23 protein-coding genes are annotated in these 25,906 nt (G+C 68.8%); 14 read left to right on the top strand and 9 right to left on the bottom strand.

What is annotated here, in order from left to right; all coding sequences use genetic code 11:
• Window positions 1-177: 177 nt before the first annotated feature.
• The 6 genes from STVA_RS04525 to STVA_RS04500 all read left to right on the top strand — a co-directional run bounded on the left by STVA_RS04525 (window position 178) and on the right by STVA_RS04500 (window position 7,450).
• A complete protein-coding gene (locus STVA_RS04525; protein ID WP_123689762.1) occupies window positions 178-1,290 on the top strand; it encodes a tyrosine-type recombinase/integrase in 1,113 nt (370 codons plus the stop codon).
• 215 nt (window positions 1,291-1,505) lie between these two features.
• Window positions 1,506-2,468, top strand: coding sequence for an H-type lectin domain-containing protein (locus STVA_RS04520; RefSeq protein ID WP_170216462.1), 963 nt, complete (start codon window positions 1,506-1,508; stop codon window positions 2,466-2,468).
• 240 nt (window positions 2,469-2,708) lie between these two features.
• Entirely contained in the window at window positions 2,709-3,497 is a 789-nt protein-coding gene (locus STVA_RS04515; protein WP_123689764.1) for a class I SAM-dependent methyltransferase, read from the top strand.
• Window positions 3,498-3,625: 128 nt separating this feature from the next.
• Window positions 3,626-4,708, top strand: a complete 1,083-nt coding sequence (locus STVA_RS04510) for an alpha-hydroxy acid oxidase (RefSeq protein ID WP_123689765.1) — start codon at window positions 3,626-3,628, stop codon at window positions 4,706-4,708.
• 91 nt (window positions 4,709-4,799) lie between these two features.
• Window positions 4,800-5,783 carry a threonine dehydratase gene (locus tag STVA_RS04505; protein WP_123689766.1) on the top strand — a complete coding sequence of 328 codons (984 nt, stop codon included), beginning with the start codon at window positions 4,800-4,802 and terminating at the stop codon, window positions 5,781-5,783.
• Window positions 5,780-7,450 (top strand): formate--tetrahydrofolate ligase, encoded by a 1,671-nt coding sequence (locus STVA_RS04500; RefSeq protein WP_123689767.1) that lies wholly within the window; start codon window positions 5,780-5,782, stop codon window positions 7,448-7,450. Before STVA_RS04505 ends, STVA_RS04500 begins: the two co-directional genes overlap by 4 nt.
• A 16-nt stretch (window positions 7,451-7,466) precedes the next feature.
• Here the strand turns inward: STVA_RS04500 and STVA_RS04495 are convergent, their stop codons facing one another.
• Entirely contained in the window at window positions 7,467-8,318 is an 852-nt protein-coding gene (locus tag STVA_RS04495; protein WP_142235650.1) for a MurR/RpiR family transcriptional regulator, read from the bottom strand.
• Window positions 8,319-8,421: 103 nt separating this feature from the next.
• Between STVA_RS04495 and STVA_RS04490 the strand changes: the two genes are divergently transcribed.
• The 7 genes from STVA_RS04490 to STVA_RS04460 all read left to right on the top strand — a co-directional run bounded on the left by STVA_RS04490 (window position 8,422) and on the right by STVA_RS04460 (window position 14,509).
• Window positions 8,422-9,717: an ABC transporter substrate-binding protein gene (locus STVA_RS04490; protein WP_197735786.1), complete on the top strand. Its 1,296-nt coding sequence runs from the start codon at window positions 8,422-8,424 to the stop codon at window positions 9,715-9,717.
• Window positions 9,718-9,795: 78 nt separating this feature from the next.
• Window positions 9,796-10,719, top strand: a complete 924-nt coding sequence (locus STVA_RS04485; protein WP_123689909.1) for a branched-chain amino acid ABC transporter permease — start codon at window positions 9,796-9,798, stop codon at window positions 10,717-10,719.
• Between the two features lies 1 nt (window position 10,720).
• Entirely contained in the window at window positions 10,721-11,749 is a 1,029-nt protein-coding gene (locus STVA_RS04480; protein ID WP_197735785.1) for a branched-chain amino acid ABC transporter permease, read from the top strand.
• A 3-nt stretch (window positions 11,750-11,752) separates the two neighbouring features.
• Entirely contained in the window at window positions 11,753-12,496 is a 744-nt protein-coding gene (locus tag STVA_RS04475; protein WP_123689769.1) for an ABC transporter ATP-binding protein, read from the top strand.
• A complete protein-coding gene (locus STVA_RS04470) occupies window positions 12,496-13,197 on the top strand; it encodes an ABC transporter ATP-binding protein (protein WP_197735784.1) in 702 nt (233 codons plus the stop codon). Before STVA_RS04475 ends, STVA_RS04470 begins: the two co-directional genes overlap by 1 nt.
• On the top strand, window positions 13,194-13,826 hold the full coding sequence (locus STVA_RS04465) for an ATP-binding cassette domain-containing protein (RefSeq protein ID WP_123689770.1): 633 nt from the start codon (window positions 13,194-13,196) through the stop codon (window positions 13,824-13,826). The genes STVA_RS04470 and STVA_RS04465 overlap by 4 nt, the downstream gene beginning before the upstream one ends.
• Window positions 13,827-13,891: 65 nt before the next feature.
• Window positions 13,892-14,509 carry a glutathione S-transferase family protein gene (locus STVA_RS04460; RefSeq protein WP_123689771.1) on the top strand — a complete coding sequence of 206 codons (618 nt, stop codon included), beginning with the start codon at window positions 13,892-13,894 and terminating at the stop codon, window positions 14,507-14,509.
• A gap of 1 nt (window position 14,510) precedes the next feature.
• On the opposite strand, the gene STVA_RS04455 is transcribed toward STVA_RS04460, so the two are convergent.
• The 4 genes from STVA_RS04455 to STVA_RS04440 form a co-directional block, all read right to left on the bottom strand.
• Window positions 14,511-15,113, bottom strand: a complete 603-nt coding sequence (locus tag STVA_RS04455; protein ID WP_123689772.1) for a 2-hydroxychromene-2-carboxylate isomerase — start codon at window positions 15,111-15,113, stop codon at window positions 14,511-14,513.
• A gap of 14 nt (window positions 15,114-15,127) precedes the next feature.
• On the bottom strand, window positions 15,128-16,264 hold the full coding sequence (locus tag STVA_RS04450; RefSeq protein WP_123689773.1) for an acyl-CoA dehydrogenase family protein: 1,137 nt from the start codon (window positions 16,262-16,264) through the stop codon (window positions 15,128-15,130).
• 19 nt (window positions 16,265-16,283) lie between these two features.
• A complete protein-coding gene (locus STVA_RS04445; protein WP_123689774.1) occupies window positions 16,284-17,456 on the bottom strand; it encodes an isovaleryl-CoA dehydrogenase in 1,173 nt (390 codons plus the stop codon).
• Window positions 17,457-17,566: 110 nt separating this feature from the next.
• A complete protein-coding gene (locus STVA_RS04440) occupies window positions 17,567-18,037 on the bottom strand; it encodes a PaaI family thioesterase (protein WP_123689775.1) in 471 nt (156 codons plus the stop codon).
• An 86-nt stretch (window positions 18,038-18,123) separates the two neighbouring features.
• On the opposite strand from STVA_RS04440, the gene STVA_RS04435 reads away from it, so the two are divergent.
• The gene (locus STVA_RS04435) at window positions 18,124-19,113 is read left to right on the top strand and encodes a TAXI family TRAP transporter solute-binding subunit (RefSeq protein WP_197735783.1); all 990 of its coding nucleotides are present in this window, start codon (window positions 18,124-18,126) and stop codon (window positions 19,111-19,113) included.
• A 24-nt stretch (window positions 19,114-19,137) separates the two neighbouring features.
• Here STVA_RS04435 and STVA_RS04430 read toward each other — a convergent pair whose 3' ends face one another.
• The 4 genes from STVA_RS04430 to STVA_RS04415 all read right to left on the bottom strand — a co-directional run bounded on the left by STVA_RS04430 (window position 19,138) and on the right by STVA_RS04415 (window position 25,868).
• Window positions 19,138-21,411, bottom strand: a complete 2,274-nt coding sequence (locus tag STVA_RS04430; protein ID WP_123689776.1) for an ATP-binding protein — start codon at window positions 21,409-21,411, stop codon at window positions 19,138-19,140.
• 4 nt (window positions 21,412-21,415) lie between these two features.
• Window positions 21,416-21,925: a putative pterin-binding protein gene (locus STVA_RS04425; RefSeq protein WP_123689777.1), complete on the bottom strand. Its 510-nt coding sequence runs from the start codon at window positions 21,923-21,925 to the stop codon at window positions 21,416-21,418.
• Window positions 21,926-22,185: 260 nt separating this feature from the next.
• Entirely contained in the window at window positions 22,186-23,577 is a 1,392-nt protein-coding gene (gene mgtE / locus STVA_RS04420) for a magnesium transporter (RefSeq protein WP_123689778.1), read from the bottom strand.
• Window positions 23,577-25,868: an NADP-dependent malic enzyme gene (locus STVA_RS04415; RefSeq protein WP_123689779.1), complete on the bottom strand. Its 2,292-nt coding sequence runs from the start codon at window positions 25,866-25,868 to the stop codon at window positions 23,577-23,579. Before STVA_RS04415 ends, mgtE begins: the two co-directional genes overlap by 1 nt.
• Between the last annotated feature and the right edge of the window lie 38 nt (window positions 25,869-25,906).

Below are 25,906 nucleotides of genomic sequence, written 5' to 3'. Positions count from 1 at the left end.
CGAGCTGCACGACGACGCGCTGCTGTCGCTGGCGGAGGCGGCCGCCGCGATCGGCGTCGCCGAACGGCACTTGCGTGCCGCCATCAAGGCGGGAAAAATCCCCTACGTCGTGCCGAACAAGCGCCCAAAGTACCGGTGGGGCGACGTGCGCGGGCACTACCGGGATGAGAGGCGGCTATGGCCAGACGAGCACGGATCATCAAGCAGAGGCCGGGCTCGCCGCACTGGTACTGCAACTTCACGATCGACGGTCGTCGATTTCGCGACAGCCTTGGCACGGACGACGAAGCCGAAGCCGAACGGCTAGCCGCCACCATCCGCGCCAAGGCGCTCGCCGGCGAGAAGGTCGAGCGCCAGCGGACAATGACGCTGGACGAGGCCTTCGGCGTCTACTGGCTGGAGGTGGCGCACCGCCAGGCCTCGGCCGAGACCACCCGCTACCTCACCCAGTACATCCTGCGCGGCCTCGACCGGACCACCCGTCTCGATCGCCTCGAGACCCGCGACATCTCCGCCTACATTGCCCGCCGACGTGGTCAGGTGGCGCCGGCTTCCGTCAACCGCGAGACCGAGCTACTCCGCCGGGTGCTGCGCCGCGCCGAGACCGTGTCGAAGGTCAAGGTGGCGATGCCGGACTGGGGCCAGCTGCTGCTGGAGGAGCCCGACGAGACCGAGCGCACCCTGTCGGCGGCCGAGGAAAAGCGCCTGCTGGCCGCCCTGCGGCCCGACTACCGGCCAATGGTCCGCTTCGCCCTGCTGACCGGCCAGCGCCTCGGCAACGTCATCGGCCTGACCTGGGACAAGGTCGACTGGGAAGAGCAGGTCCTGCGGTTGCGGACCAAGAGCCGGAAGCCCGGCGGCAAGGTCCACATCGTGCCGCTAGTGCGCACCGCACTTGCCATCCTCTCGGCCGAGCGGAAGCGCCACCCGACCCATGTCTTTACCTACGCGACGGCCCGCGGCCGCTGGGACCGCTACGCCGGCCGCCGCACCCCGAAGGGCGAGCGGCGGCCCTTCTCGAAGAACGGCTGGCGCAAGGTCTGGGCGGACGCGCTGACGGCGGCGAAGATCCACGACTTCCGCTTCCACGACCTGCGCCACACCACCGCCACCCGGACCCTGAAGGCATCCGGCAACCTGAAGGTCGTGCAGCGCCTGCTCGGCCACGCGGACATCAAGACGACGACCCGCTATCTCCGCGCCCAGGTCGAGGACGTGCGCAGCGCGTTAAACGCCGTCGAGGGGATCTCGGATGGGCTCAAGCGTCGAGCCGCAGTGAGAAAGCGATAGATCTGCTCCACTACGTCTGACGTACCGGCCGTTGCCGCGACTATTCGGCGTTGACACAGGCCGCATCGACATCATCATTGGCTTCCGCAATGGTGGAGGATCTCGTGCGATATGTCGTAGCGCTTCTTGGCGTCATGCTGTGCGTGTCGTCAAATTCGTTAGCAAGCGTCTGCAGGGACGTTCATTTGGCCGCAGTACGAGATGAGTTCCGGTCAATGGACAGCTCCCAATCAATCTCATCGGCCTACGGCTATCTGTGCAAACAAGACGCATCCGTTAGCCAACAGGCAGTAAATATTGGCATCGGCACAGCAAATAGTATCGCGACGGCCGCTCTCGCTGCGGCCAAAATTCCATCCTTAACTATGACTGGCTCTACCAATCAGGAAAGGGTTGAATCGTTCTGCAATATAACGTCAAAATATCTGGCCACAATGGACGTCAGCATTACTCAATCATCCATAGTCAGTAACGATAAATTGCAATCTCTGAATCAATGCATGGAGATTGAGAGCAAAGGACTCCGCATTGTGCGCCAATCCATGAGCGAAACCAATCTAGTTGTTCAACTAGAAAAGGACCCTGCATTCAATACTACGATAACTAGCGTTTCCACCGATGCTCACGTCAAGTGCACTGGATCAGATTTGGGAGATCGGAATATTGCAGACAACAAGCCACTCGGGAAAATTAATTTTGATCGGGCATTTACGATTAGATGCGCTAGAGCCCCAATAAAGCCAGGCGAAATATTGTTTGAGGGCGCAGACGTTTCAATAAACACAACCGTGACCCCATATAATATTCGCTGGCCACAAAGTGAAAAATTGCCCGTCCGAGACGCGCAAAAAATTGCGGGTCAAATTAAGAATCTTAATCTCCAAATTTCTTCCCTCTCGACACGACTAATCCGAGAAGAACGACTGACCAAACTGGTGCAGCGTGGCACAACAACGTTCGGCTCCGCGGACAATATCTACCGAGAGCGAATCAATTTCCCAAGACCTTTTCCCTCTACGCCACAAGTATTTACTTCAATTCAGGGAAATAAAGATGACGTCTTCTCTATTCAGATATACGAACTGAGTTCTACAGGATTTACGTTTGGATTGTACCGCGTCAACGGCAGTCGGTGGGGAGGTAAGCAGACGGTCGACTGGCTGGCCACCTTGGAATAGCTCTACTCAACGACTGACACACAAAAGGTGTTAGCGATGCCGGTGGCGTCGCTAACACCTTGAATTTAATTGTTTTTTTGTTGCTGGGCATCTTGCTCCCAAAGCAAGCACTCTACCAGGCTGAGCTACGCCCCGGACGCCAGCGAAGGCCGGGTTTTCGGGGGTTTCCGGGGTCCTGTCAAGATTGCCCTCGCAATCCGCCCGGCCGGGCGATAATGGCATTCGTCGAGGGGTGCCCGCATGAACACGCTGTCCGAGGCCGACGTCGCCGCCGCCTGGAACGACCAGTCGGCCGCATGGATCGCCTATGCCGGCGGCGACCAGGACCGGATGCGCAGCCTGTTCATCGAGCCGGCCTTCGTGCAGTTCCTGGCGCCGCTCGGCCGTGGCCCCGTCATCGACCTCGGCTGCGGCGAGGGGCGGACGACCCGCCTCCTGGCGCGCATGGGCGCACGCATGACCGGCATCGACCTGGCGCGACGCATGATCGAGGCCGCCCGCGCGCGCGAGGCGGCCGAGCCGCTCGGCATCGACTACCGCCTCGATTCCTTCACCGACCTTTCCCAATTCGCCGACGGCGCCTTCGACCATGCCGTCTCGATGATGGCGCTGATGGACGGGCCGGACCTGCCCGCCGCCATGCGCGCCGCCCATCGCATCCTGCGGCCCGGCGGCACGCTGCATTTCAGCGTCCTGCACCCGGCCTTCTGGCGGCACGGCGCCGGCTGGGCCCGGAACGGCAAGGGCGAGGTCCGCGGCGTCCTCGTCACCGACTACTGGGACGAGCGTCCCCATGCCGAGCACCTGTCGACGCCCAACCGCGACGGCAGCAGGCCGCAGCACATGGAGGTGCCGCGCTTCCAGCTTCGGCTGGAAAACTACGTCAACGCCGTGGCGGGCGCCGGATTCCGCATCCGCGCCATCGCCGAGCCGCGGCCGACCGAGGCCATGGCCGCCGCCATGGGAGGGCTGCGGCTGCAGCGGGCCTTTGCGCCGCTGGTGCTGTTCGTGGCAGCCGAGAAATTGTAGGGCAGGCGGGCCTCCAGTGCCGCATCCGCGCGGATGATGCATTGTTCCGTTCGCCAGCGCCCCCGGCGGTGCTAGGCTCGACCCCGGCATTCCCCACGATCCCCACCGACAGACCCGGAGACCCCGCCATGGCTGACGCAGCCGAGGAATTCCTGACCCTGCACGAGATCGTCAAGGCCGCGCGCGAGCGCCTGGACAAGGGCCGCTGGGATTATCTGATGGGCGCGACCGAGACGGAGACGACGTTCCGCCGCAACCGCCAGGCGATCGACAACTGGGCCTTCCGCCCGCGCGTGCTGCGCGACGTGACGGCGATCGACACCAGCACGACCCTGTTCGGGCGCAAGATCGCGATGCCGGTGATGATGGCGCCGATCGGCTCGCTCGAGTCCTTCGAGGCGGGCGGCGGGGCGACGGCAGCCAAGGCAGCAGGCCGCGCCAACGCGCCCCTGATGCTGAGCTCGGTCTGCAACCCGGGGCTGGAGGCGGTCGCCGCCGCCGGGCCGGACGCGCCGCGCATCTTCCAGCTCTATGTCCGCGGCGACAACGCCTTCGAGGACGACTATGTGAAGCGCGCCATCGACCAGGGCTACTTCGCCTTCGCCGTCACGGTCGACACCGCCCACTATTCCAGGCGCGAGCGCGACCTCGCCAACCGCTTCGTGAAGCCGTGGCGCCAGGCCGCGACCGGCATGGACTGGCAGGCCGCCTACAACTGGGACAACGTGAAGCGCTTCAAGGACAAGCATTCCATCCCCTTGATCCTGAAGGGCATCGGCACCGGCGAGGATGCCGCGGCGGCCGTGGCGCTCGGCGTCAACGGCATCTACGTCTCCAACCATGGCGGCCGCCAGCTCGACCAGGGCCGCGGCTCGATGGAGGTGCTGGAGGAAGTGGTGGAGGCCGTCGCGGGCCGCGCCACCGTCATCGTCGATGGCGGGTTCTATCGCGGCACGGACATCGTCAAGGCGATCGCGCTGGGGGCCGACTGCGTCGGCTGCGGCCGCATGACGGGCCTGGGCATGGCAGCCGCCGGCGAGGAAGGGCTGGTGCGCGTGCTGGAACTGCTGCACGAGGAAATCACCATCGCACTCGCCCTGCTGGGTGCGCGCAACCTGGGCGAGCTGTCGCGCAGCCACCTGTCGCGCGCCCATCCGGTGGCGCCGGCCCATGCGCTGAGCGCCTTCCCGCTGATCGGCGAAGGCTACTAGCAGCCGCCCCTTGCCGGGGTGGGGAGGCGCCCGCTAGGGTCCGCCTCCCCACCACCCGCCTGCGAGGGCGGCACGAGCGAGGCCCGGCGCCATGCCCCTTCCCGATCTGGCCGCCCTGCGGCAGGCCGCAGAGACGGTGCACGCGGTCTTCCCCGCAACGCCGCAGGTGCACTGGCCATTGCTGTCGGCCCGGGCGGGCGCCGAAGTGTGGGTGAAGCACGAGAACCACACGCCGGTCGGCGCCTTCAAGGTGCGCGGCGGCATCGTCCACATGGCCAACCTCAAGCGCGACAACCCGGGCCTCGTCGGCGTCATCACCGCCACGCGCGGCAACCACGGGCAGAGCATCGCGCTGGCCGCGGCCGCCGTCGGGCTGAAGGCCACGGTCGTCGTGCCGCACGGCAACAGCGTGGAGAAGAACGCGGCCATGCGGGCGCTCGGCGCCGAGCTGGTCGAGCATGGCCACGACTTCCAGGCGGCCTATGAACATGCGGTCGCCAGCGCCACCGGGCGCGGCCTGCACATGGTGCGCTCGTTCCAGGACGACCTCGTGGCGGGCGTCGGTACCTACGCCCTGGAGCTGTTCGCGGCCGTGGCCGACATCGACACGGTCTATGTGCCGATCGGCCTGGGCTCGGGCATCTGCGGCACGATCGCCGCGCGCGACGCGTTGGGGCTGGCCACGAAGGTGGTGGGCGTGGTCGCCGCCGGGGCGCCCGCCTATGCGCTCTCCTTCAAGGCCGGCCGGGCCGTGTCCACCAACAGCGCCGACACGATGGCCGACGGCATGGCCTGCCGGGTGCCGGTCGACGAGGCCGTCGCCATCATCGCCAAGGGCGCCGACCGCGTCGTCACCGTCGACGACGGCGAGATCGCGGCCGCCATGCGCCACTACTTCACCGACACCCACAACGTCGCCGAGGGGGCGGGTGCCGCCCCACTCGCGGCCCTGCTGCAGGAGCGCCAGCGCATGGCGGGCAAGCGGGTCGCCCTCATCCTTTCCGGCGGCAATGTCGACCGTGCCGTCTATGCCCCGATCCTCGCCGCCCCGACCCTTGCCGAGGCCACCCCATGAAGACCGACATCGAGATCGCTCGCGCCGCCACCCTGAAGCCGATCGAGGAGATCGGCGCCCGCCTGGGCGTGCCGGCGGAAGCCCTGTTCCGCTATGGCCCGCACAAGGCCAAGATCGACCTCGCCTGGGCCGGCGAGCAGGCGAAGAAGCCCCAGGGCAAGCTGATCCTGGTGACGGCGATCAACCCGACGCCGGCCGGCGAGGGCAAGACCACCACCACGGTCGGCCTGGGCGACGCGCTGAACCGCATCGGCAAGAAGGCCGCCATCTGCCTGCGCGAGCCCAGCCTCGGTCCCTCCTTCGGCATGAAGGGCGGAGCGGCCGGCGGCGGCCATGCGCAGGTGGTGCCGATGGAGGATATCAACCTGCACTTCACCGGCGACTTCCACGCCATCGGTGCCGCCCACAACCTGCTGGCCGCCCTCATCGACAACCATGTCTATTGGGGCAATGGGCTCGGCATCGACGGCCGGCGGGTGACCTGGCGGCGCGCGCTCGACATGAACGACCGGGCCTTGCGGCAGATCATCGTCGGGCTGGGCGGGGTCGCCAACGGGCACCCGCGCGAGGACGGGTTCGACATCACCGTGGCATCCGAGGTGATGGCGATCTTCTGCCTGGCCCGCAACCTGGACGACCTGCGCGAGCGCCTGGCCCGCATCGTCGTCGCCGCCACCCGCGACCGCGCGCCGATCACGGCCGGCGACCTGAAGGCCGACGGCGCCATGACCGTGCTGCTGAAGGACGCGCTGGCGCCCAACCTGGTGCAGACGATCGAGAACAACCCGGCCTTCGTCCATGGCGGCCCGTTCGCCAACATCGCCCATGGCTGCAACTCGGTCCTGGCGACGACGACGGCGCTGGGCCTGGCCGACTATGTCGTGACCGAGGCCGGCTTCGGCGCCGACCTGGGGGCCGAGAAGTTCTTCGACATCAAGTGCCGCAAGGCCGGCCTGTCGCCGTCGGCCGCCGTCATCGTCGCCACCGTGCGGGCGCTGAAGATGCATGGCGGCGTCGCCAAGGCGGACCTCGCCCGCGAGAATGTGGGCGCGGTCGAGGCCGGCTTCGCCAACCTCGCCCGGCATATCGAGAACGTCCGCCGCTTCGGCGTGCCGCCGGTGGTCGCCATCAACCGCTTCGGCACCGACACCCCGGCCGAGCGGGACGCCATCATCGCCGGCTGCCGCAAGATGGGCGTCGAGGCCTTCGACTGTTCCCACTGGGCCAATGGTGGGGCGGGCGCCGAGGACCTGGCGCGCGCCGTCGTGACGCTGGCCGAATCGGGCGAGGCCAAGTTCCGCCCGCTCTATCCCGACGCCCTGCCGCTGATGGACAAGATCCGCACCATCGCCACCACCCTCTATGGCGCGGCCGGCATCGCACCCGAGGCCAAGGTCGTCGCCCGCGCCCAGGAGCTGGAGAAGAGCGGCCACGGCAACCTGCCGGTCTGCATGGCCAAGACGCAGTACAGCTTCTCGACCGATCCCGACGCCAAGGGCGCGCCGTCCGGCCACACCATCCCGGTGCGCGAGCTGCGCTTGCTGGCCGGCGCCGGCTTCGTCGTGGCGCTGTGCGGCGACATCATGACGATGCCGGGCTTGCCCCGCGTGCCGGCCTCGGAAAGCATCGGGCTCGACGCCGACGGCAACGTGGTGGGGCTGTTCTAGGCGTCGGCCTGGTCCCTCAATCCGCCGCCAGGTCCAGCCCGATCGCCAGCGCCTGCACCAGGCATAGCGGTGCGGCCAGCGTGCGCATCGCGGCCTCGGGCATGTCCTGGAGTTCGAACACGAGGCGGGCGCCCGTCGCGATCGGGCTCAGCAGGCTGTCGGTGATGGCGATGGCCGGCACGCCGCGGGCGACCAGTTCCGGGAACAGCCGCACCGTGTCCGGGTAGTAGCTGCGGAAGCTGATGGCGACCAGCGCGTCCTCGGCCGTGGCGGCGTGCGACTGCTCGCCGATGCCGCCGCCGATGCCGTCCAGCAGGACGACGCGGCGGCCCAGCTTGCGCAGGACATAGGCCAGGTGGGCGGCCACCGGATACGATCCACCCAGGCCCAGCAGGTAGATGTCGCGCGCCGGCGCCAGCAGGGCCACGGCCGCATCCAGGTCGCGTTCCGTCACCGACTGGGCCAGCGAATCGAGCGCCGAATGGCCATCGGCGACGAAGCGGCCCAGCACGGCCAGCGGCCGGCGGCCTAGGATGCTCTTCTCGTCGCGCTTCATCCGCGCCAGGCGCGCCTTGTAGCTGGGCGCCACCCCCGCCACGAGGCGCGAGCGGAAGACCTGCTGCATCTCGGTGAAGCCGTTGAAGCCGAGCGCGCGCGCGAACCGCACGATGGCGGACGGCTGCACGCCGGTGCGCTCGGCCACCTCCGCCACCGTCGCCAGGGCCACGTCGGTCGGGTGGTCGAGGACGAATTCGGCCACCTGCTGCAGGCGCCCGGGCAGGGCCGCGTGCCGCTGCGCTATGGCCGCGCGCAATGCCTCGTAGTCCCCCGCCACCGCCTGCCCGGCCGTCCTCGTCCCAATCGTCATCGGCCGCCATCGCCATGGATCATGCATTCCACTTTACAACAAGATTTGGAATGTTCATTCTATTTTCAAAGGCGGCTAGAACCACCATCCGGAGGAGGAAACGATGAGCAGCACCCGCATCTCGCGGCGCAGGGTCATGCAGGGCAGTCTGATGGCGGCCGCACTGGCCGGCGGCGGCACCTTCTTCGGCCCGTGGAAGCACAACCGGGTCTGGGCCCAGGGGGCGGCCAAGCCGATCAAGCTCGGCCTCACCTGCGATGCCAGTGGCCAGTATGGCGCCAGCGGCCAGGACGACCTGCTGGGCATGCGCATGGCGATCGACGAGTTCAACGCCAAGGGCGGCGTGCTGGGCCGCAAGGTCGAGTGGATCACCACCGACACCGAGACCAACCCCGCCACCGCGACCCGCGTCGCCGAGCGCTTCATCGCCCAGGAGCAGTGCGCCTTCCTGATCGGTGCCGTCCATTCCGGCGTGGCCAACGCCATCACCCAGGTCGCGGCCAAGTACGGCACGATCTACATGAACACCAATTCGTCCGCCCCCAGCGAGGCCGGCGAGAACTGCGCCCGCATCAAGTTCGTGTGGGACGGCAACGGCACCAACTTCTCCAAGGCCGCCGTCAAGAACGCGGTCGAGCGGATCGGCCGGCGCTGGCTGCTGCTGACCAACGACTATGTCTGGGGCCACACCACCTCGGCCTCGACCAAGGCGCTGGCCGAGGCGGCCGGCGCCCAGATCATCGACAACCTGCTGGTGCCGCAGAACACGCGCGACTTCACCGCCTACCTGCTGAAGGTGCAGCAGTTGAAGCCCGACGTGGTGGCGACCGCCATCGGCGGCGACGACATCAAGGCGCTGCGCCAGCAGATCACCGACCTCCGGCTGGAGGACAAGACCGCCTGGATCAACAACCAGCAGGATTGGCCCGACATCTGGGGCGCGCCCGAGAGCCTGTTCGGCGTCTTCGGCACCACCTGGTACCACAAGCTGAAGCTGCCCGGCGTCGACGACTTCGTGAAGCGCTGGCAGACCGCCTTCCCCAAGTCGCCCATCCCCGTGCCGGGCAACGTCTCGTACAACGGCTACATGGCGACGCGCGAACTGCTGCTGGCGGTCGAGCGGGTGGGGTCCACCAACAACGCCAAGGTGATCCAGGCACTCGAAGGCCACAAGATGCCGGCCGCCCAGCGGATGCAGCATTTCGACGCCTATATCGACCCGGTCACCCACCAGGTGCAGCAGACGATCTATCTCGCCCGGCGCAATGCCAAGCCCAGCGACCCGACCGACCTCTACGACATCCTGAGCCAGACCCAGCCGGTCAACGCGCTGGACGACGCCGCACCCGGCAAATGCAAGCTGGTGGCAATGGACAAGGTCCCGACCTACGAGATGTAGCCACCAGGCACGCTTGACCAACCGGGCCGGGACCCCTTGCGGCGTCCCGGCCCGCCCGCCCCGCCACTGGTGGAGCCGATGCTCGTCAATCTTCTTCCGCACCTGGTCAACGGCCTGACGCTGGGGCTGCTGTTCGCGCTGATCGCGCTGGGGTTCATGCTGATCCTGGGCCTGATGGAACAGATCAACCTGGCGCATGGCTCGCTGTTCGCGGCCGGGGCCTATTTCGCCTATGCGATCGCGACGCCAAAGCTGCCGATCCCGGCCGACCTCAACCAGGCCTGGGCCGCAGTCCCGCTGGGCTGGCGCTACACCGTGGCCTTCCTGGCCGCGCCCGTGCTGGTGGCGCCGCTGGGGCTGGTGATCGAGCGGCTGATGCGCCGCACCTATGGCCGCGACCCGCTCTATGGACTGCTGCTCACCTTCGGCATTGCCATGGTGCTGGAGGATGCGATCCGCGCGCTGTGGGGTACGCGCGACTACACCCTGCCGGTGCCGCGCGACATCACCGGCGGGTTCTTCATGCTGGACCTCATTTGGTCGCGCTATCGCTTCTGGGCGGCGGCCTTCGCGCTGGCCGCCATCGCGCTGGTCTGGGTCGTGGTCGAGCGCACGCGCTTCGGGGCGATGGTGAAGGCGGGCGCCCATGACGGCGAGATCGTCCAGGCCATGGGCATCGACATCAAGAAGCTGCGGGCCGGGGTCTTCGTGCTGGGCACCATGCTGGCGGCCCTGGCCGGCGTCATCATGGCGCCGATCTGGGGCATCCGCCCGCACATGGGCATCGATGCCGTGGTGCCGGCCTTCGTCGTCATCGTCCTGGGCGGCGTCGGCTCGTTCTGGGGGGCGGTGCTGGCCGGCCTGCTGGTCGGCATGGTGGTCGGGCTGACGGGCGCCTACGCGTCCGAATGGTCGCTTTTGTCGATGTACCTGCTGCTGATCCTGGTCGTGACCTTCCGCGCCCGCGGGCTGTTCGGCAAGAAAAGCCTGCTGGAGGCATGAGATGACCGGAGCCCCTGCCCCCGCCCCGTTGCTGGCCAACCAGGTGCGGACATTCACGCCCACCATGCTGCTGACCTGGGCCGTGCTGGCGACCCTGCCGCTGTGGATCGAGCGGGTCGGCCTCTACCAGTACCTGGCGGTCGAAGTGCTGATCTGGGCCACCTATGCGCTGGCCTTCAACCTGGTGCTGGGCCATGCCGGCCTGCCCTCCTTCGGCCATGGCGCCTTCTTCGGCATCGGCGCCTATGCCTTCGGGCTGGCCCAGTTCAACATCGCCGCCAGCCTGTGGGTTTGCCTGGCCGCAGCCTTGCTGGCGGCCGGCCTGGCCGGCGCGCTGGTCGGCCTCTTCATATCGCATCGGCGCGGCATCTATTTTGCGCTCATGACCATCGCCTTCGGCCAGGTGTTCTGGTTCATCGCGATCAAGGCGCATTCGATCACCGGCGGCGAGGACGGCCTTCTGCGCATCGTCCGCCTGCCGGTCGAGCTGGGCGTCGCGGCCTTGGCCCTGGAGGACAATGTCGCCCTCTATTACGGCGTGCTGGCGGTCTTCGTGCTGGTCTCGCTCGGCCTGTGGCGCCTGGTCCACTCCCCCTTCGGCCGGGTGGTGAAGGCGATCAAGCAGAACGAGGAGCGGGCGCGCTTCGTCGGCTACGACGTGTGGAAGGCCAAGTTCACCATCATCGTGCTGTCGGCCGCCCTGTCGGGCCTGGCCGGGGGGCTCTTCGCCATGGCCCAGCGCTCGGCCTTCCCGGACGTGATGAGCCTGCATTATTCGGGCTATGTGGTGATGATGACGCTGATCGGCGGCGGACTGGTCTCGTTCTGGGGGCCGGTGGTCGGCGCCATCGTCTTCCTGCTGGCGCGTGACCTGATCGGTGCCATCACCACGAGCTGGATGCTGTGGTTCGGCATGTTGTTCGTGGCGCTCGTCATGTTCCGCCCCGACGGCCTGGCCGGCCTGTTCGGCGCCCTGCGCCGCCCGGCGACGGCACCGCCCCGGCCGGCCCTCCAGCCGGGGGAGGACTGAGCCATGGCCCTGTTCGAGGCCCGCGGCCTGCACCTGCGCTTCGGCGACCGCGTGGTGCTGGAAGACATATCGCTCGCCTTCGAGGCCGGCAGCCTGTCGGGCATCATGGGGCCGAACGGGGCCGGCAAGACCACCTGCTTCAACGTGCTGACTGGCCGCTACCGGCCGGACCGCGGCCGGGTGCTGTTCGACGGGCAGGACATCACCGGGCTGGCACCCCACCGCATCGCCCGGCTGGGCATCGCGCGCTCGTTCCAGATGATGAACCTGTTCGACGAGTTCACGGTCTTCGAGAACGTGGCGGTCGCCCTGCCCGCCACCCGCCGCCGGGTGGCCGACCCGGTCGGCCGCGCCTATGCCGACCCCGCCGTCGTGGCCTCGGCCATGGCGGTGCTGGAGCGGGTGGGCCTGGCCGGCCAGGCCGAGCAGCCCGCCAAGTCCCTGCCCTACGGCGCCCGGCGCGCGCTGGAGATCGCGGTAGCATTGGCGGCCGAGCCCAAGCTGCTGTTCCTGGACGAGCCCACCGCCGGCCTGGGCTCGGACGGACGGCGCCGCCTGGCCGCGCTCATCCGCTCGCTGAAGGGCCAGCTCACCATCGTCGTCATCGAGCACGACATGGATTTCCTGTTCGGCCTGGCCGACGAGATATCGGTCATCCACTGGGGCCAGGTGATCGCCCGCGGCACCCCGGCGACGCTGAAATCCAATCCGTGGGTGATGGCCTCCAAGCTGGGGAGTGCCGCCTGATGCTGCAGGTGGACGCGATCGACACCTTCTATGGCGAGACCCAGGCGCTGTTCGGCGTGTCGCTCTCGGTCGGGGCCGGCGAGGTGCTGGCGCTGCTGGGCGCCAACGGTGCCGGCAAGACGACGCTGCTGCGTTCGGTCCTGGGGCTGACCCGGCCGCGCCGCGGCGACATCCGCTTTCGCGACCGCGCCATCACCCGCCGGCCGACGCACGAGATCGCGCGGGCCGGCATCGGCTGGGTCCCCGACGACCGGCGCCTGTGCCCGACCCTGACCGTGGCGCGCAACCTGTCGCTTGGGATCAAGGCGACCGGCTTCCGGCCCTGGACCATGGACGAGGTGACCGAGATCTTCTCGCCCCTGAAATACCTGATGGCGCGCGAGGCCGAGACTCTTTCGGGCGGCGAGATGCAGATGGTGGCGATCGCCCGCGCACTCCTGGGCGCACCCGGCCTCGTCCTCTTCGACGAGCCAAGCCAGGGTCTGGCGCCCAAGATCGTCGACGACGTGATGGCGGTGATCGGCCGGCTGCGGGCCGAAGGCATCGCCTCCATCGTCGTCGAGCAGAATGCCGAGGTGGCGCTGGCGGTGGCCGACCGGGTGGTGGTGCTGTCGCGCGGGCAGGTCGCCTGGTCGGGCACCGCGGCCGCGCTGGCCGCCGACCAGCCCCTGCGCCAGCGCCTGGTCGGGGGGCTGCAATGACCGAGCCGCTTCTGGTCCTGGACGGGCTGTCCAAGGTCTATCGCCGCGGCCTGCTGGCGCGGGAGGCGGCATTCCGGCTGGCGGTCGACCGCAGCTTCGCCGGGCGCCAGATCGTGGGCGTGCTGGGGCCGAACGGTGCCGGCAAGACCACTTTGTTCGAGATGATCGCCGGCTCCAACGCGCCCAGCGCCGGCCAGGTGCGGATCGCCGGCCAGGACATCCATCGCGTCCGCTACCGCGAGCGCGACCGGCTGGCCATCCACTACCACCAGTCCTACCAGGTGCGCCGCTTCCGCCGCACGCGGCCCGCCTTCCTGATGGACCGGGCCGCCAGTTCCTATCCGCTGGTCCATCTCTTCGACGAGCCGCAGTTCAATACCCAGGACGGCTATATCGGCTTCATGCTGGACTTCTTCCGCCGGCTGAAGGGCGACGACCGGCTGGTCTTCGTCTGCCTGCACCCGACGGCCGCCTTCCAGCTCGATATCCTGGCCGAGATCTGCGACCGGTTCCTCTTCGTGGCGGGCGGCGGCGTGGCGGCGTTCGACGACCTTCCAGCGGCGATCGCCGACCCCGGCGTGCGGCGCTACCTGGGCGCGCTGGCGGACCGGGCGCCGGCCGCGGCGTAGCGCTCGGGGGAACTGCCAGCGTGGCCAGCCGGTTCTCCCCAGTGCATATCCGTCAAGGAGACGCCATGCCGGCAGAAACGGAACTCGTCCTCTACCACATGCCCCAGAGCCGCTCGATCACGGTGCTGTGGATGCTGGAGGAGCTGGGCCGCCCCTATCGCATCCAGAAGCTGGACGTGAACCGCAACGAGCAACGAGGTGCCGCCTACCTGAAGATCAACCCGTCCGGCAAGGTGCCGGCCGTGGCCGACGGCGACCTGCTGGTGACCGAGCGCGGCGCCATCATGGTCTATCTGGCCGACCGCTACGCCCCCGGCCGGCTGGCGCCCAGGGTCGACGAGCCCGACCGCGCCGACTACCTGCGCTGGATGTTCTATGCCATCGGCGTCATGGAGCCGCAGTTCGCGCTGGCCCTGGTGAAGGCGCCGATCGAGGCCCCGCCCGGCGCGCTCGCCTGGGGCGAGTGGGACACCATGATCGGCGTGCTGGAGAAGGCCGCCAAGTCCGGCCCCTACCTGCTGGGCGACCGCTTCAGCGCCGCCGACATCATGGTCGGCTCGTTCATCGGCTGGGCCATGCAGATGGGCCTCCTGCCGAAGGAAGGCGCCATCGCCGACTATGCCGCCCGCACCATCGACCGCCCGTCCTGGGCCAGGACGCTGGCGGCCGACGGCACGCGCTGAGCTACCAGCCCCCCGTTTCCAGCCAGCGGTCGACCTGATCCAGGCGGTCCGAGCCCCAGAATGGCTCGTCATCGACGAAGATGAAGGGCGAGCCGAAGACGCCGCGGGCGATCGCGCTGTCGACCTCGGTCTTCAGCCGCTCCTTCACCGCCGGCTCGCCCATGCCCTGGGCAAGGTCCGCCGGCGCGTAGCCCAGCGGGGCGGCGATGCGGGCCAGGTCTTCCGGGCCGGCGACATCGCGACCCTCGCCGAAGGCGAGGTGATAGACGCCGCGCGCGAACATCCGCGCCTTGGACGCGTCCTGCGCTTCGATCCAGTAGAAGGCGCGGGCCTGCGCGACCGATGCGAAGGGAAAGGTGGGCGGCAGGGTGAAGGGCAGCCCCATCAGCCGGGCGGTGCGCGAGAAGTCGCGCTTGGAATAGTCCCCCTTCATGGGGATGCCGGTCAGCGGCTGGCTCCCGGTCAGCTTGAAAACCGCCCCCAGCAGGATCGGGCGCCAGCGCACGTCGCGCCCGTGCCGCGCGGCGATCGCGTCGATGCGGGCCGAGGCCGCGTAGCCATAGGGCGAGGAGAAATCGAAATAGAAGTCGATCGGCTGGGCCATCGGTATGCTCCGGTTCAGTCGGCGGCGATCGCGCGCGAGATCACCAGGCGCTGGATGTCGCTGGTGCCTTCGTAGATCTGGCAGATGCGCACGTCGCGATAGATGCGCTCGACCGGGAAGTCGGCCAGATAGCCGTAGCCGCCATGGATCTGGATGGCGTCCGACGCCACCCGCTCGGCCATCTCGGAGGCGAAGAGCTTGGCCATCGCCGCCTCGGTCAGGCAGGGCTCTCCACGGTCCTTCCGGCCGGCCGCATCCAGCGTCATCAGGCGGGCGGCATGGATCTGCGTCGCCATGTCGGCCAGGCGAAAGGCGACCGCCTGATGCTCGATGATCGGCTTGCCGAAGGACTTGCGCTCCTTGGCATAGGCGAGTGCGGCCTCGTAGGCGGCCCGCGCCATGCCGACCGCCTGGGCGGCGATGCCGATGCGGCCGCCCTCCAGGTTGGCCAGCGCGATGCCGTAGCCCCGCCCTTCCTCGCCCAGCATCATGTCGGGCGTCAGCCGCAGGTCCTCCAGCAGGATCTGGCAGGTGTCGGATGCGCGCAGGCCCAGCTTCTCCTCGACCCGGACCACGTTCCAGCCGGGATTGTCGGTCGGCACCAGGAAGGCCGAGATGCCGCGCTTGCCGGCGGCCGGGTCGGTGACGGCGAAGACGATGGCGAGGTCGGCCGAGCGGCCCGAGGTGATGAACTGCTTGGTGCCGTTCAGCACCCAGTGGTTGCCGTCGCGCCGGGCCCGGGTGGTCAGCGCCGAGGCGTCGGACCCGGCACCGGGCTCGGTCAGGCAGAAGGCGCCCAGCATCTGGCCGCGGGCGAGCGGCTTCAGGAACCGCTCCTTCTGGTCGTCGGAGCCGAAGCGCAGGATCGGCTGGCAGCCGACGGAGTTGTGCACCGAGACGATGGTCGAGCAGGAACCGTGGCCGACGGCGATCTCCTCGATCGCGAGTGCGGCCGAGACGTTGTCGATGCCGGCACCGCCCCATTCCTCGGGCACGGTCATGCCCATGAGGCCGAGTTCGCCCATCTCGTTCAGGACGCTCTTGGGAAACTCCCCGGCGCGGTCGCGGGCGTCGGCGTGGGGCGCCAGATGTTCGGCGGCAAAGGCGCGCGCCATGTCGCGCACCATGCCCTGCTCTTCGGTCAAATGCATGCCGGCTCCCTCCAACGCCCTAGCGCGATTCCTGGAACAGCTCGCGGCCGATCAGCCAGCGCCGGATCTCGCTGGTGCCGGCGCCGATCTCGTAGAGCTTGGCATCGCGCAGCAGCCGGCCGGTCGGGTAGTCGTTGGTATATCCGTTGCCGCCCAGGCACTGGATCGCCTCCAGCGCCATCCAGGTCGCCTTCTCGGCGGCATAGAGGATGGCCCCGGCGGCATCCTTGCGCGTGGTCTGGCCGCGATCGCAGGCCCGCGCGACCGCATACACATAGGCCTTGCTGGCATTCATCGTCGTGTACATGTCGGCCAGCTTGCCCTGGATCAACTGGAACTCGCCGATCGCCTGGCCGAACTGCCGGCGCTCATGGACATAGGGCACCACCACATCCATGCAGGCCTGCATGATGCCGATGGGGCCGGCCGCCAGCACGGCGCGCTCGTAGTCGAGCCCGCTCATCAGCACGTTGACGCCGCGCCCGACCTCGCCCAGCACGTTCTCGGCCGGCACCTCGCAATCCTCGAACACCAGCTCGCAGGTGTTGGAGCCGCGCATGCCGAGCTTGTCGAGCTTCTGGGCGGTGGAGAAGCCCTTCATCCCCTTCTCGACCAGGAAGGCGGTCATGCCCTTGGCGCCCGCGTCGGGGTCGGTCTTGGCATAGACCACCAGCACGTCGGCGTCGGGGCCGTTGGTGATCCACATCTTGCCGCCGTTCAGCACATAGCGGTCGCCACGCTTCTCGGCCCGGGTGCGCATGCCGACGACGTCCGAGCCCGCCCCCGGCTCGCTCATCGCCAGCGCGCCCACATGCTCGCCCGAAATCAGCTTGGGCAGGTAGGCCCGCTTCTGGGCGTCGGTACCGTTGCGGTTGATCTGGTTGACGCAGAGGTTGGAGTGCGCGCCATAGCTGAGGCCGACCGAGGCCGAGGCGCGGCTGATCTCCTCCATTGCGACGCAATGCTCGAGGTAGCCCAGGCCGGCGCCGCCATATTCCTCGCCGGCCGTGACGCCGAGCACGCCGAGGTCGCCCATCTTGCGCCACAGGTCCATGGGGAACTCGTTCGACCGGTCGATCTCGGCCGCGCGCGGCGCCACCTCGGCGGCGGCGAAGCTGCGCACGCTGTCGCGCAGCATGTCGGCCGTGTCGCCCAGGTGGAAGTCCAGCGACGGGTAGTCGTTGCGCAGCATAAGGCTACTCCCGGGGTCCGGTTCACGAGGGGGGCCGGTTCGCGAGCCGGACTATAGCGCGCGCGCTGGGCGGGTCCAGTCGGGCGGGTCCAGTCGGGCGGCGCTCCCACTCAGGCCGGGGCGTCCGACCGCCCCGCCATCAGCATCAGGGTGCCGAGCGCCACGGCGCAGAGCTGGCGCCGGCCGCCGTCGACCGCGAAGATCCGGCTCTCGCACACCACCAGCCGGCGGCCGGGGCGAATCACCCGCCCCTCGCCTTCCAGCCGCTCGCCGCGGCCAGGCGCGACGATGTTCAGCTTGTATTCCACCGTCAGGATGCTGGCGTGGGCCTCGGCCATGGTGAAGGCCGAGTAGCCGCCGCAATTGTCGGCCAGCGTGCCGATCACCCCGCCATGGAAGAAGCCGTGCTGCTGCGACAGCTCGGGGCGGTAGGGCAGCGAGATGCGGCAGAAGCCGGGCTCGACCGCGTCCATGCTGGCGCCGATGAAGCCCATGAAGCCCTGGCGGGCGAAGCTGGCGCGCACGCGGGCGACATAGTCCGGGTCGGGCGGCACGAAGTGGGAAGAGACGGAATCGGCCATCGACGGTGGCTCCGGCATTGCCAAGGGGCGGTCGCGCCGTAGTCTCCTACGCCAAGCGCCCGACGCAAAGCAGATGGAGAGCCCGCATGGTCCCGCCCAATCCCGACCCGACCTCCCTTTCGCGCCGCCGGCTGCTGGCCTCCGCGGTCGCGACCGCCGCCGCCGCCGCGGCCCCGGCCGCAGCACTGGCACAGGCACAGACCCTGGTGCTGGGGACGGCCACCGAGGGCGGCGGCTTCGCGGTCTATGGCGCGGCCCTGGCCGCAGCGCTGACGGCCACCGACCCGGCGCTGACGCTGACCTTGCAGGCCACGCCCGGCAGCGGCGCCAACCTGCCGCTGCTGGAGGAAGGGCGCCTCGACCTCGGCCTGATCCAGGGCACCAGCGCCTATGCCGCCCTGGCCGGGGTCGGCCGGCCGGCCACCCGCCTGCGGATCGTGGCGGCCATGTATTCCGGCCCCGGCATGTTCGTGGTGCGCGCCGACAGCCCCTATCGCCGGGTCGGCGACCTGAAGGGCCAGGCGATCGTGCTGGGCGCGGCCAGCTCCGGCTTGGTCACGCTCGCCCGCCACGTGCTGGAAGGGCTGGACCTCGACCCCGACCGCGACTTCCGCCCGATCCTGCTGGAGAAGGCCGGCGACGGGCCGCCGATGGTGCTGGACGGGCGGGCGGCCGCGCTCTGGGGCGGCGGCGTCGGCTGGCCCGGCTTCGCGCGCATGGCGGCCGCCCCCGGCGGCGCCCGCTTCATCGGCCTGGATGCGGACGAGATCGCCCGCATCCGCCAGCGCCATCCCTACCTGGCGGCGATGACGGTGCCCGCCGACGCCTATCCCGGCATCGACAGGCCGCTGGCCACGGTCGGGGTCTGGAACGTGGTGATGGCCCGGTCCGACCTCGGCGACGATGTCGCCTATCGGCTGATCCGCACGATCCATCGGGCCGAAGCCGAACTCGGCCGCCGGCTGGAGCAGGCGCGCGAGACGACGGCGGCCAACACCATCGCCGCGGCCGAGCGGCCGGAATTCCTGCATCCGGGGACGGCGCGCTATCTGCGGGAGGTGGGCCTGCTACGGTAATGGGCGACCACGGCCGGCCGGGATCTAGGCCCGCGAGCGGCCGGCCTCGGCGTCCTCGGTGCGGAACTTCAGGCTGACCATCAGCGACTCGCCATGGCGCAGCGCCTCCTCGATGGCGGGCGGGCCGTATGCCATCAGGCTGCGCGCCAGCACCAGGGCCTCGCCGCCCTCGGCCTCCTCGATCATGCCGGCCAGCCGGCCGGCATTGCAGGCACCGATCTGGTAGAAGATGCCCTTCAGCCGGTGGGCGCGGATGCGGATCGCGGGATAGTCGGCGGCCGCCGCCGCCCGCTCGATCTCGGCCAGGTCGAAGCGGGCGTCGGCCGAGAAGGTGTCGAGGATCCGCTCGAACGGCTTGATGCCGACGCTGTCCAGCAGCTCGGTCAACCGCTCGCCGTCGAACTCCAGCTCCTGGGAGGGTGCGGGTGCCGGCGGATGCGGGCGCCCGAGCAGGCGGCCCAGCAGGGCCAGCAGGTCGGCCTTGCGGATCGGCTTGGTCAGGAACTCGTTCATGCCGCTGGCCTGCGCGCGCTCGCGGTCGGTCGCCAGCGCCAGCGCGGTCAGGGCCACGATCGGCACCTGCCCGGCGTCGCCGGGCAGGGCGCGGATGCGCCGGGTCGCCTCGTAGCCGCCCATGATGGGCATCTGCAGGTCCATCAGCACCAGGTCGAAAAGGCTCTGCTGGGCGGCATCGACCGCCTCGGCCCCGTTGCTGACCGTCTGCACCCGGTGACCCATGCTTTCCAGCATCGAGCGGATGACGAGCTGGTTGGCCGGCGTATCCTCCGCCACCAGTATGCGCAGTTGCGAGGGCACCGACTGGCGCTGGTCGAGCCGCTTGATCGGCAGTTCGGCCATTGCCCGGCTGACCTCGAACGGCAGCTGGAACCAGAAGGTCGAGCCGGCGCCGACCGCGCTCTCGAAGCCGATGGCGCCACCCATCACCTGCACCAGCCGCTTGCTGATGGCCAGGCCCAGCCCGGTGCCGCTCTTCAGCCGCCCGACCGAGGAGTCGGCCTGCTCGAAGGGCTCGAACAGGCGGTCATGCAGTTCGGCCGGGATGCCCTTGCCGGTGTCGGTGACGGCGAACATCAGGCCGACATGCTTGCCTTCGCGCCGCGACACCGTGATCGACAGGGTGACGCTGCCGGCTTCGGTGAACTTGATGGCATTGCCGATGATGTTCAGCAGCACCTGCGTCAGCCGGCCCGGATCGCCCATCAGCGCCCCCGGAACGTCGGGGTCGATGTGCTTGGACACCTCGAGCGTCGTGCCGTTGGGCAGCCCGCGCGCGATCTCCAGCACGTCGTCGCAGAGCGCCATCAGGTCGAAGGGGATGCACTCGATCTCCAGCTTGCCGGCCTCGATCCGCGAGAAGTCGAGGATGTCGCCGATGATCGACAGCAGGTGCTGGGCCGATGCGTTGATGACGCGGATATAGCGAAGCTGGGAGTCGTTGAGCGGCGTATCGACCAGCAGGTCGGCCATGCCGATGACCGAGTTCAGCGGCGTGCGGATTTCATGGCTCATCGTCGCCAGGAAGGCCGACTTGGTGGAGTTGGCGCGCTCGGCCGCCTCCTTGGCCATCTTCAGGCCTTCCGAGAGGTCCGTCAGCTCCTGCCCCTGATGCTCCAGCCGGCGCATCTGCACGGTCGACAGCGCGCCGAAGGCCAGCAGACAGGTGATCAGCACCACGGCCGCCACCACCACCGCCAGCAGCGAGTGCAGCATCGCCAGCTTCTCGTTCTGCCAATGCTGGGCCGAACGCTGGCGCACCTCCGACAACAGGTCCTGGAGCAGCGGGCTCAGCAGCTCGGTCTTTTCCGACAGGACGCGCGCGATGGTGGCGGTCTCCATGTCGGCGATGGCCATCAGGCGGTCGGTCTCGGCGATCAGGTCGTTGATGCCGTCGACCACGACCCGCAGGGTCGGGTGGTCGGTGCCGATTTCCGGCCCGAGCACGGTGACCATGCTGGGGTTGCGGCTGAAGAAGATGTCGGCCGCCGTGACGATCCGGTCGCGGTCGACATGCGAGCCCGGCGTCTGCGCCGCCAGCAGCAGGTCGGTCAGCTTCTGGTATTCGAGATGGGTCTGATAGGCGTACCAGAGGATGTCGTACTGGAAGACCTCGGCGCGCTTGTAGAGGTCGCGCAGCGTCGACACGAACAGGACCGCGACCACCACGGTCGACACCAGCAGTCCGGCGATGACCGCCAGCCGCAGCCGGGTGGCGCGCAGGCGCCCCCCCGGCGTCAGCGGCGGTCGCCCGGCGAGTGCGGCCTGATCGGTCGTCGACACTATGCTACCGGACTTCGATCGCCTTGAGCTGCCACGCGCAGCGCGCGAAATAGAGGTCGGTCTTGATCGCCGGATTGTCGTCGAAGGGATACATGATCCACAGCGGCCCCTTGTCGCGCACCGGCATCGCCTTGCCGTCGCGGCGATAGGCCAGGATCACGTTCAGCTTCTCGAAGTCGGCGATCGGGATCTTCACCTTGTAGTCGTTGAGCGCGACGGCGACGATCTCGGTACCCTTGGCGCCGACCTTGGCCAGCAGGTCGCGCATCAGCACGCCCTCGAAGGTAACCGGCCCGTCCGTCCATTTCGTCGACGTGCGGACGACCGTCTTGCCCAGCGCCTCCAGCCCGGCCAGGTCGAACTTGGCCACGGTGCCGTCGGTCGTGTTGGCGATGCTGCCGCTCATTTCCAGGATCGGCGTGCCGGCCGGCGGCGGCAAGGTCGCGGCCCAGGCTGCGGGCGGCAGGCCGACCAGCACTATCAGACCCAGCGTCCTCAACAGTCTATGGAGCATCGTACGGCACCTTTCCATCTTGGGCGTAGGCACGGGACAGGGAAGCCAACGTCGACGAGGTCGAAGCCCTCCGGCATGGCGATGCGGCAAGAAATTCGCCGCCAAGGCAAGGCGAGCCACCCGAACGCCGGCATGTCTGGCGAACGAGGGACGGCACCCGGCCGAAAGTCAGCGTGCATACCCAACGATAGTCTCAAAAACAGCGGCCTGGAATCAACCCGTCGTTTGCAGCGAAACCGACGCCGACTTTGCTCCTCCCGCTAGATAAGAAACAGGGTCGCCAGGCCCAGGAACGAGAAAAAGCCCAGCACGTCCGTGGTGGTCGTCAAGAACGGCCCGGCGCCCACGGCCGGGTCGATCTTCATCCGCTGGATCAGGATCGGGATCATCGCGCCCGCCAAGCCTGCCCACACCATGTTGAAGACCATCGCGGCGGCCAGGACCAGCCCGATTCGCACGTCGGCGAACCACAGGCCGGCAACGGTGCCGAGGATCGAGGCGAAGACCACCCCATTCAGCACGCCCACGCCCAGTTCCTTCAGCACGACTCGGCGGACGTTGTCGGGTGCCAGGTCGCGGGTGGCGAGCGCCCGGACCACCACCGTCACCACCTGCATGCCGGCATTGCCGCCCATGGCCGCCACGATCGGCATCAGGACGGCCAGCGCCACGATACGCTCGATCGTCGCCTCGAACTGCGAGATCACGGTGGACGCGATCAGCGTGTTGACCAGCGTGACCAGCAGCCAGCGGATGCGCGTGCGCGCGGTATCCATGACCGAGGCGTTCACGTTGGTGCCGCCGACGCGGCCGAGGCTCATCAGATCCTCCTCGGCCTCCTCCTCCAGCACATGCACGGCATCATCGACGGTGATGACGCCGACCAGCCGGTTGTCGTCGTCGACGACGGGGGCGGACGCCAGCCCGTACTGCTTGAAAAGGCGGCCGACCTCCTCCTGGTCCGCCGTGGCCGGGATGCGCCGGAACTGGCGGTCCATGATGTCGGTGATGCGGACCGGCCGCTTGGTGCGCAGGATGCGGCTGACCGGCACCACGCCCACGGCCTTGTGCCGCGGGTCGATCACGAACACGTCGAAGAAATGATCGGGCAGGTCGGCGGCGCTGCGCAGGAAGTCGATGGTCTGGCCGACCGTCCAGTGCGGCGGCACCGCCACCAGCTCGCGCTGCATCAGGCGGCCGGCGCTGTCCTCGGGATAGGTCAGCCCCTGTTCCAGCACCGCGCGGTCGGCGGCCGGGATGTGGCGCAGGACCTCCCGCTGCTCCAGCGCGTCGAGGGATTCCAGCACCTCGACGGCGTCGTCCGTCTCGAGCTCGGCGACGGCCTCGGCCACCCGCTCCATGCCGAGCTGGTCCATCACGTCCTCGCGGACCGAATCCTCCAGCCAGGGCAGGCATTCGGGGTCGAAGACGTCGCGGATCGCGCGCACCAGGCGCTGCCGGTCATCCTCATCCAGGCGCTCGATCAGGTCGGCCAGGTCGGCCGGGTGCAGCGGACGGACGAAGGCGCGGACATGGCTGTCGCGGTCGGCCGCCAGCGCCTCGGCCAGGGCCGCCATCAGGCGCGGCGTCAGCCCGTAGAGGCTGGCCGGCGTGGTGCGCCGGCCCCCCTCCACGTCCGACGCGTCGGCCATCAGCCGGCCTCGCGGCCTTCTGCGCGACCCTGCGCGTCGACGACCGCGACGGCCGTCATGTTGAGGATGCCGCGCGTGGTGACGGTGGGCGTCAGCACATGGGCAGCACCGCCCGCGCCCACCAGCATCGGCCCGACCGACAGCCCGTCGCCCATCGCCTTCAGCAGGTTGAAGGCGATATTGGCGGCATCGACGTTGGGCATGACCAGCAGGTTGGCGCTGCCGGACAGCCGGCTGTTGGGAAACAGGCGCTGGCGGATCTGCTCGTTCATGGCGGCGTCGCCATGCATCTCGCCCTCGACCTCCAGCTCGGGCTCCCGGTCGCGAATCAGCGCCAGCGCGTCGCGCATCTTGCGAGCGGATGCCGTGTCCGACGTGCCGAAGCTGGAATGCGACAGCAAGGCCACCTTGGGCTCCATGCCGAAGCGCCGCACCACGCCGGCCGAGCGCACCGCCATCTCGGCCACCGTGGCGGCGTCCGGGTCGGGGTTCACATAGGGGTCGGTGATGAAGATGGTGCCGCGGCTGAGGATCAGCAGGGTCAGCGCATGCACGGTCCGTGTCGCCCCGTCCGTGCCCAGCACGTCCAGCACATGGGCCAACTGGCGATGGTAGCGCCCGCTGACGCCGCACAGCATGGCGTCGGCATCGCCGCGGCGGACCATCAGGGCGGCAATGATCGTGGTGCGCGTGCGCACCAGCGTGCGGGCGGCATCGGGCGTGATGCCCTTGCGCTCCACCAGCCCGTGATAGGTCTTCCAGTAGAGATCGAAGCGCGGGTCGCCGTTGGGGTCGACCAGCTCGAAGTCGCGGTCGGCCACCATGCGCAGGCCCAGCCGCTCCAGCCGCCGGGTCACGACCTCGCGCCGGCCGATGATGATGGGCCGGGCGATTCCCTCTTCCAGCGCCGTCTGGGCCGCGCGCAGCACGCGCTCGTCCTCGCCATCGGCATAGGCGATGCGCTTGGGGTCGAGCCGGGCCTTGTCGAAGACCGGCTTCATGACCAAGCCCGACCGGAAGACGAACTGGCCGAGGCGCTGGCGATAGGCGGCAAAATCGGCTATCGGCCGGGTGGCGACGCCCGAATCCATCGCCGCCTTGGCCACCGCCGGCGCGATCTCCAGGATGAGGCGCGGGTCGAACGGCTTGGGGATGATGTATTCCGGCCCGAAGGTCAGCGCGTCGTCGCCACCATAGGCTGCCGCCACGACGTCGGACGGCTCGGCCATTGCCAGGTCGGCCAGCGCGCGCACGGCCGCGATCTTCATCTCCTCGTTGATCGTGGTGGCGCCGACATCGAGCGCGCCGCGGAAGATGAAGGGGAAACAGAGGACGTTGTTGACCTGGTTGGGATAGTCCGACCGGCCGGTCGCGATGATGGCGTCGGGCCGCGCGGCGCGCGCCACCTCGGGCATGATCTCGGGCACCGGGTTGGCCAGCGCGAAGATCAGCGGCCGCGGCGCCATGCCCGACACCATCTCGGCCGTCAGCACGCCCGGCGCCGACAGGCCCAGGAACACGTCCGCTCCACCGATCACCTCGGCCAGGCGGCGGGCAGGCGTATCCTTGGCATAGCGGTCCTTGCGCGGGTCCATCTCCTCGTTGCGGCCCTGCCAGACGACGCCGTGCCGGTCGGTGACGATCACGTTCTCGACCTTCAGGCCGAGGTCGACCATCAGGTCGAGGCAGGCGATGGCGGCAGCGCCGCCGCCGGAGGTCACGAGGCGAACGTCTGCGATGTCCTTGCCGACATGGCGCAGGCCGTTGATGACCGCGGCCGCGACGATGATGGCGGTGCCGTGCTGGTCGTCATGGAAGACCGGGATGCGCATGCGGGCGCGCAGGCGCGCCTCAATGTCGAAGCATTCCGGCGCCTTGATGTCCTCCAGGTTGATCGCCCCGAAGGTCGGCTCGAGGGCGGCCACGACCTCGACGAAGCGGTCGGGGTCGAGCGCGTCGACCTCGATGTCGAACACGTCGATGCCGGCGAACTTCTTGAAGAGGACGGCCTTGCCCTCCATCACCGGCTTGGAGGCGAGCGGGCCGATGGCGCCCAGGCCCAGCACCGCCGTGCCGTTGGTGATGACGCCGACCAGGTTGCCGCGCGCGGTCAGCCGGGCGGCCTCCCGCGGATCGTCCTGGATCGCCTGGCAGGCATAGGCCACGCCCGGCGAATAGGCGAGCGCCAGGTCGGCCTGCGTGCCGAGCGGCTTGGTGGCCACGATCGCCAGCTTACCCGGCGTCGGGAACGCATGATATTCGAGCGCGCTCTCGCGGCGATCGTCGGTCATCGGATCGGATTCTTCATCGGCTTGGGACCCCTTCCCCG

Source organism: Stella humosa, assembly GCF_006738645.1.
GTDB lineage: Bacteria > Pseudomonadota > Alphaproteobacteria > ATCC43930 > Allostellaceae > Allostella > Allostella humosa.
This window is presented reverse-complemented; position numbering and strand designations above follow the sequence as displayed.

Coding starts and splice junctions, on each gene's coding strand:
- STVA_RS04500 (WP_123689767.1), top strand. CDS start 5,780: ATGAAGACCGACATCGAGATCGCTCGCGCCGCCACCCTGAAGCCGATC.
- STVA_RS04440 (WP_123689775.1), bottom strand. CDS start 18,037: ATGGCCGATTCCGTCTCTTCCCACTTCGTGCCGCCCGACCCGGACTAT.
- STVA_RS04495 (WP_142235650.1), bottom strand. CDS start 8,318: ATGACGATTGGGACGAGGACGGCCGGGCAGGCGGTGGCGGGGGACTAC.
- STVA_RS04490 (WP_197735786.1), top strand. CDS start 8,422: ATGAGCAGCACCCGCATCTCGCGGCGCAGGGTCATGCAGGGCAGTCTG.
- STVA_RS04445 (WP_123689774.1), bottom strand. CDS start 17,456: ATGCTGCGCAACGACTACCCGTCGCTGGACTTCCACCTGGGCGACACG.
- mgtE (WP_123689778.1), bottom strand. CDS start 23,577: ATGGCCGACGCGTCGGACGTGGAGGGGGGCCGGCGCACCACGCCGGCC.
- STVA_RS04525 (WP_123689762.1), top strand. CDS start 178: ATGGCCAGACGAGCACGGATCATCAAGCAGAGGCCGGGCTCGCCGCAC.
- STVA_RS04485 (WP_123689909.1), top strand. CDS start 9,796: ATGCTCGTCAATCTTCTTCCGCACCTGGTCAACGGCCTGACGCTGGGG.
- STVA_RS04455 (WP_123689772.1), bottom strand. CDS start 15,113: ATGGCCCAGCCGATCGACTTCTATTTCGATTTCTCCTCGCCCTATGGC.
- STVA_RS04520 (WP_170216462.1), top strand. CDS start 1,506: ATGGACAGCTCCCAATCAATCTCATCGGCCTACGGCTATCTGTGCAAA.
- STVA_RS04465 (WP_123689770.1), top strand. CDS start 13,194: ATGACCGAGCCGCTTCTGGTCCTGGACGGGCTGTCCAAGGTCTATCGC.
- STVA_RS04425 (WP_123689777.1), bottom strand. CDS start 21,925: ATGCTCCATAGACTGTTGAGGACGCTGGGTCTGATAGTGCTGGTCGGC.
- STVA_RS04470 (WP_197735784.1), top strand. CDS start 12,496: ATGCTGCAGGTGGACGCGATCGACACCTTCTATGGCGAGACCCAGGCG.
- STVA_RS04435 (WP_197735783.1), top strand. CDS start 18,124: ATGGTCCCGCCCAATCCCGACCCGACCTCCCTTTCGCGCCGCCGGCTG.
- STVA_RS04515 (WP_123689764.1), top strand. CDS start 2,709: ATGAACACGCTGTCCGAGGCCGACGTCGCCGCCGCCTGGAACGACCAG.
- STVA_RS04460 (WP_123689771.1), top strand. CDS start 13,892: ATGCCGGCAGAAACGGAACTCGTCCTCTACCACATGCCCCAGAGCCGC.
- STVA_RS04450 (WP_123689773.1), bottom strand. CDS start 16,264: ATGCATTTGACCGAAGAGCAGGGCATGGTGCGCGACATGGCGCGCGCC.
- STVA_RS04475 (WP_123689769.1), top strand. CDS start 11,753: ATGGCCCTGTTCGAGGCCCGCGGCCTGCACCTGCGCTTCGGCGACCGC.
- STVA_RS04510 (WP_123689765.1), top strand. CDS start 3,626: ATGGCTGACGCAGCCGAGGAATTCCTGACCCTGCACGAGATCGTCAAG.
- STVA_RS04505 (WP_123689766.1), top strand. CDS start 4,800: ATGCCCCTTCCCGATCTGGCCGCCCTGCGGCAGGCCGCAGAGACGGTG.
- STVA_RS04480 (WP_197735785.1), top strand. CDS start 10,721: ATGACCGGAGCCCCTGCCCCCGCCCCGTTGCTGGCCAACCAGGTGCGG.
- STVA_RS04415 (WP_123689779.1), bottom strand. CDS start 25,868: ATGACCGACGATCGCCGCGAGAGCGCGCTCGAATATCATGCGTTCCCG.